General features: G+C 40.9%; 5 protein-coding genes. 3 read left to right on the plus strand and 2 right to left on the minus strand.

The window, feature by feature from the left end; genetic code table 11:
* Positions 1 to 366 precede the first annotated feature (366 nt).
* On the minus strand, positions 367 to 789 hold the full coding sequence (locus tag J2X69_RS24600; RefSeq protein WP_310109487.1) for a hypothetical protein: 423 nt from the start codon (positions 787 to 789) through the stop codon (positions 367 to 369).
* 489 nt (positions 790 to 1278) lie between these two features.
* On the opposite strand from J2X69_RS24600, the gene J2X69_RS24605 reads away from it, so the two are divergent.
* The 3 genes from J2X69_RS24605 to J2X69_RS24615 are packed head-to-tail and all read left to right on the plus strand — an operon-like array spanning position 1279 to position 3541.
* Complete coding sequence (locus J2X69_RS24605; protein ID WP_310109489.1) at positions 1279 to 1878, plus strand: hypothetical protein; 600 nt, start codon at positions 1279 to 1281, stop codon at positions 1876 to 1878.
* Positions 1875 to 2846 carry a HEPN domain-containing protein gene (locus J2X69_RS24610; RefSeq protein ID WP_310109491.1) on the plus strand — a complete coding sequence of 324 codons (972 nt, stop codon included), beginning with the start codon at positions 1875 to 1877 and terminating at the stop codon, positions 2844 to 2846. The genes J2X69_RS24605 and J2X69_RS24610 overlap by 4 nt, the downstream gene beginning before the upstream one ends.
* A gap of 26 nt (positions 2847 to 2872) precedes the next feature.
* On the plus strand, positions 2873 to 3541 hold the full coding sequence (locus J2X69_RS24615; protein WP_310109493.1) for a hypothetical protein: 669 nt from the start codon (positions 2873 to 2875) through the stop codon (positions 3539 to 3541).
* A 314-nt stretch (positions 3542 to 3855) separates the two neighbouring features.
* On the opposite strand, the gene J2X69_RS24620 is transcribed toward J2X69_RS24615, so the two are convergent.
* Positions 3856 to 4302, minus strand: a 447-nt coding sequence (locus J2X69_RS24620; RefSeq protein WP_310109496.1) for an FtsX-like permease family protein, incomplete at its 5' end; no start/stop codon positions are given.

Raw genomic sequence — 4302 nt, forward strand, 5'->3', positions numbered from 1 at the left:
CCGTACACTTGTAAACCAATAAAAGGACTAGCAGAAACAGTCAATCAGTACCTGGATTTAAACGATAACCTGTAAACTATTTTTAGGACGAGTCATTCTGATAAAATCCCCCTGCCCCCTTAACGAAAATCCTTTTTCAAGATTAATTTCGAAGTCCAAGGGGGAGTCGGACACGTCTTTACTTGACACCTTCTACTTTAACACAATTGGAAAAACCTCTACCGTCCAGAAAACCAACCTCTTTTAAAACTGAATCGCGGCACCAAAATGGTATTCAATTCCTACAAACGGCAGGGTCAAAAACAATAATGTCCTGACTCAATCCCCTGCACAGGCTCAGTAAGCAATAGAATTGGTAATGCATATTCAGGTTTTAATATCTTTTCCCTCCAATTCCCTGATTAATTGATCCTTCATGTGGATCAGTCGCTCTTTGTCTTTAAGCTGCCCTTCCATAGAGTCCACAAGTCTTTTAAGCGCTTCGATCACTTCCTGCTTTTGGCGCATTCCCTCTTTGGTCACCAGTTCCTCTTTGGGCTCTTCTACCATGTCACGGGCCAAAGATAAGTTTGGGTTCAACATTTCCCCTTTCCCTGTCAAAAGCCAGATAGGATTCACTTCGGGAAACTTCTTTATAAACAGCGAAATCCATTTGGTCTGAACATCTTTATTTGACCCGATTGCCTTGGACAAAGTCCCGTTGCCAGAGCCAATCGCAATTTCAATTTGACGAATGCTGATTCGCTCTTCATGAGCAAAATCACCGATTCTTTTGACAATTTCCGACATAATAGAAAAAATACATTTTATAATTTGATTTATTAGATAATAATAACCATTTTTAAGGCGGCTATAGAAATATAGCCAAAAAGAACCAAAAAGGCATTTTTGGCAGACAACGATAATCGCTGGATCCCCAGCAGCATCCGGATGGCTCGGAAAACTCCGACAACCACTCATTCATCCGGATTGAACTAATTTATAAATATTTACCGGTAATCAGCTTGTTTTCCTATTGGATCAAGCCAAATGGTCATTTTATGTTTATTCAACTCTCTTCCTGTGGTAGTATTTATAACCATAGCCTCTCCATAAGATTAAATTTTGGTTCCCCCAAAATAAACATTTCCGGGCATTCTTTCACATTTCTAAAATACTGTAACCAATCAAGTCCATAGATAATAAGCTAAACATAAAGAAATATACCGCCTTTTAATCCGAAAACCCGCTTGAATCAAAAGTTGGAAGTAATCTTAAAACCTCTTGACTCAATATCCGATGAACACCTTCTACAAAACCTACCCCTCAAAGCTGAAATGCAAGTCCCTTGACCATTGCAACGAAGTCTTACACGATCTATTCATCAGTATGATGGATATCGATTCATGGAAAAAAAGGATAATGAGGATCTTCAAGAATGCCTTATCCGGGACACCCGACTTCAAGGGCTTCACACCGGGAGACCACGCCTATTTTGGTAATGAGTTCCTAAAGCTAATTTATTCAGCGCATTATCTCTACGAAAATTGCTACCTGGAACCTGTGGACGATCCCTGCATAGAAGATTTTGTCCCGCATCGAAAACTAACTTCAGCACCCAACCTATCGGAGCACATCTATTTATTGCCCAGCAGATTGGACAAACAGGAAATCAGAAATCCATGGATTGTTCTACGGGGGTTCTTCCTCAAAAAACCCCTGAAAAAGTGGGTGAAAAAATGGAACGAGATGAGGGATTATTCAATATGCTATTTTACAGGTGCAGAAGAAAACGCTGAAGTTTTTATAGAATATTCTGAAGACTTCATCAGGCTGATAGAGGCCTGTTACATCATCTACACCAGACTATTTGACCACTCAAAAACAAAAACATCATGATACCTACCGCCTTTGATTTCGAACCATTTGAACTCTTTGAAAGCTATAGCGAAGAATCCATTAAGAACATATTATGGTGCCTACACAAAAGTTCTGTCATCTATTCTGTCCAGCAACTGGATACTTCTGAAGAAGTGGAAAACAACGTGTATTTCTGGGAAATGCTGATGGCCTATATCCATTACGGCATGAAGGTGAACAAAGGTTTGGAAAATGCGCCCCAAGACAAAAAGGAGGTCCAGGTTCTTTGTGACGCGCTGAAAATATTGCTATATCCCAAGGCTATTTATCTGCAGGAAGACCAAAACATAAGTGACTTGTATGTCTTACTCCCCCATCATACCCCCAGTGAACATGATCAGATTGAAGCGGTGATCGGTCTGCTCCTAAAAGACAGGCCTTCCTATCAAATCCACTGCATCAATGTAAGTTATCTGACAAAGTGCTTGACCGATGGAAACCCATTCTTATTTGAAAAAATCCTTTCTTCATCTCCTGTATATCTCGCAGAAGGGTTTGAAGGATTGCCTCAGGTTTCCGATGAAAACATCCAAACCATCAAGGCTGCTGCCTTGGCCCGTCTCAACCAAAGTCTTGAAAAATCAGAGGAGTTATTCCGTATAGCACAAACTGCCTCTTCTGAAATGAAGTTGTTTTTTCTACATCAATCCGCCGAGTTGGCATTAAGAGGGCTGTTGCTGGCATGGGAAAAAATAGAGAAGAAGACCCATGAGATAAAGGTTCTACTAAGACTGTGTTCGAAGTATATCCCTGAGCTATCCGATTTATTTACCGGCAAGGAAGAGGCGCTTTCTGTTTTGGACGGAGCCTATTGCAAGGCCCGATACAATGGCTCTTATAAAGTGGAGGAAAACATAGAAAAGGAAATCAACGAATGCTTAGGTAGTTTACTGGGACTATGCTCCGACGAGCGGAGAAAATTCGATCTAAATTCCGAAATCGTATAGAAACACTCTTTCTTGGTTTCCACATTATGCACTTTGTCATCGATTACAACCTTAAGCAGAAGTCAAATCAGGTGATGGATACGAAAGATCGCTATCGGATCGTCAGATATCCTATACCCGATCCTATTCCACCTGAACAGCAGTTCGATCCTCTCGACTATATTGTACACTTCTTCAAAGATCGCTATACCATTCATGAAGCCCATTACCTTCTTGAGACACTCTCTCTTTCTGTAAAAGGAAAAATCAGCGTTGCCTATTGGGATCCCCAAGAAGGAGTCAATGGCTTTGTCAATGATTTTTCCCGGCTTATCCATGCAGCATATCTTATTCAAAATAAGCTTTCTCTTGGACCAATAGCTGATGAACCTAACCAGAAAACCGAAACCAGTCGGACAGAAATATCCTCTTTTCTTCCGGAAACAAACAGGTTGATCCCGGAAATTGATCCTTGGCACTTGCTACAGATTATTTTTAAAAAATATAATCTTCCCGATCTACTGTATCTTATTTGGCATTGGGGATCAGCCACCTTTAGGGTTACAGAAATCACCCAGAATATTTCCAATAATCACAATAGGAACGATGCCATACTGAACCTTATTTTGGACTGTTGCGGTCAGATCTATGTCCGAAACAGTAAAAAGGACGGTCTTCCCGATATGCTTGGGAAATTCAATATGTTCCGGGAATGAGACCTGGAAGATTGGTGGAATCAATTTTCCAGTTTGCTAAACTCGTCTGTCGTTCGCATTGACTTACCCAACTGATCTCTGTTCTTGATTCTTGTAAAATCCCCCTGCCCCCTTTAATGAAAATCCATTTTCAAGATGAATTTCGAAGTCCAAGGGGAGTCGGCCAGTGATCCATCTCCGTTACATTGTCTCCAGTTTTGGTTCTTGACTCTAGATTCTAGATTCAAAGGTTCAATGCCCAAACTCAATGTTCAATGTTCAAGGATCGCAACACCTGAGCCTTGGACATTGGTAATTGATAATTGTTACTCTCATCACTCACTCTTCAGACTCTTCACAGGATTCATCAGCGCTGCTTTGACAGACTGGAAACTTACCGTAAGCAGGGCAATCAGCAAAGTCAGTATGCCGGCTCCGATAAAGAACCACCATTCCAGGTCAATTTTAAACGCAAATCCATCCAGCCAACTTTTGGTGAGGTAATAACTTATTGGAATTGCAACAACAATCGCGATCAATACCATTTTCGCAAAGTCACCTGTCAAAAGGGTCAGGATTTTCCATTCATTCGAACCAAGCACCTTTCGGATGCCTATTTCTTTTGCCCGCCTTTCTGCAGTATAAGTGGCAAGTCCAAATAATCCCAGGCAGGAGATAATGATAGCAAGTCCGGCAAAGTATTTTGATAAAATGGAAACCCGTTGTTCGGCAATATACTGGGCTTGATAAGCCTCATCCAGAAATCTATAATCCAATGAAAA

Source organism: Algoriphagus sp. 4150 (assembly GCF_031457395.1).
Lineage (GTDB): Bacteria > Bacteroidota > Bacteroidia > Cytophagales > Cyclobacteriaceae > Algoriphagus.

What these genes read in the sequence shown, in the direction of transcription:
- J2X69_RS24610 (WP_310109491.1), top strand. Translation starts at nt 1,875, where the DNA reads ATGATACCTACCGCCTTTGATTTCGAACCATTTGAACTCTTTGAAAGC.
- J2X69_RS24605 (WP_310109489.1), top strand. Translation starts at nt 1,279, where the DNA reads ATGAACACCTTCTACAAAACCTACCCCTCAAAGCTGAAATGCAAGTCC.
- J2X69_RS24615 (WP_310109493.1), top strand. Translation starts at nt 2,873, where the DNA reads ATGCACTTTGTCATCGATTACAACCTTAAGCAGAAGTCAAATCAGGTG.
- J2X69_RS24600 (WP_310109487.1), bottom strand. Translation starts at nt 789, where the DNA reads ATGTCGGAAATTGTCAAAAGAATCGGTGATTTTGCTCATGAAGAGCGA.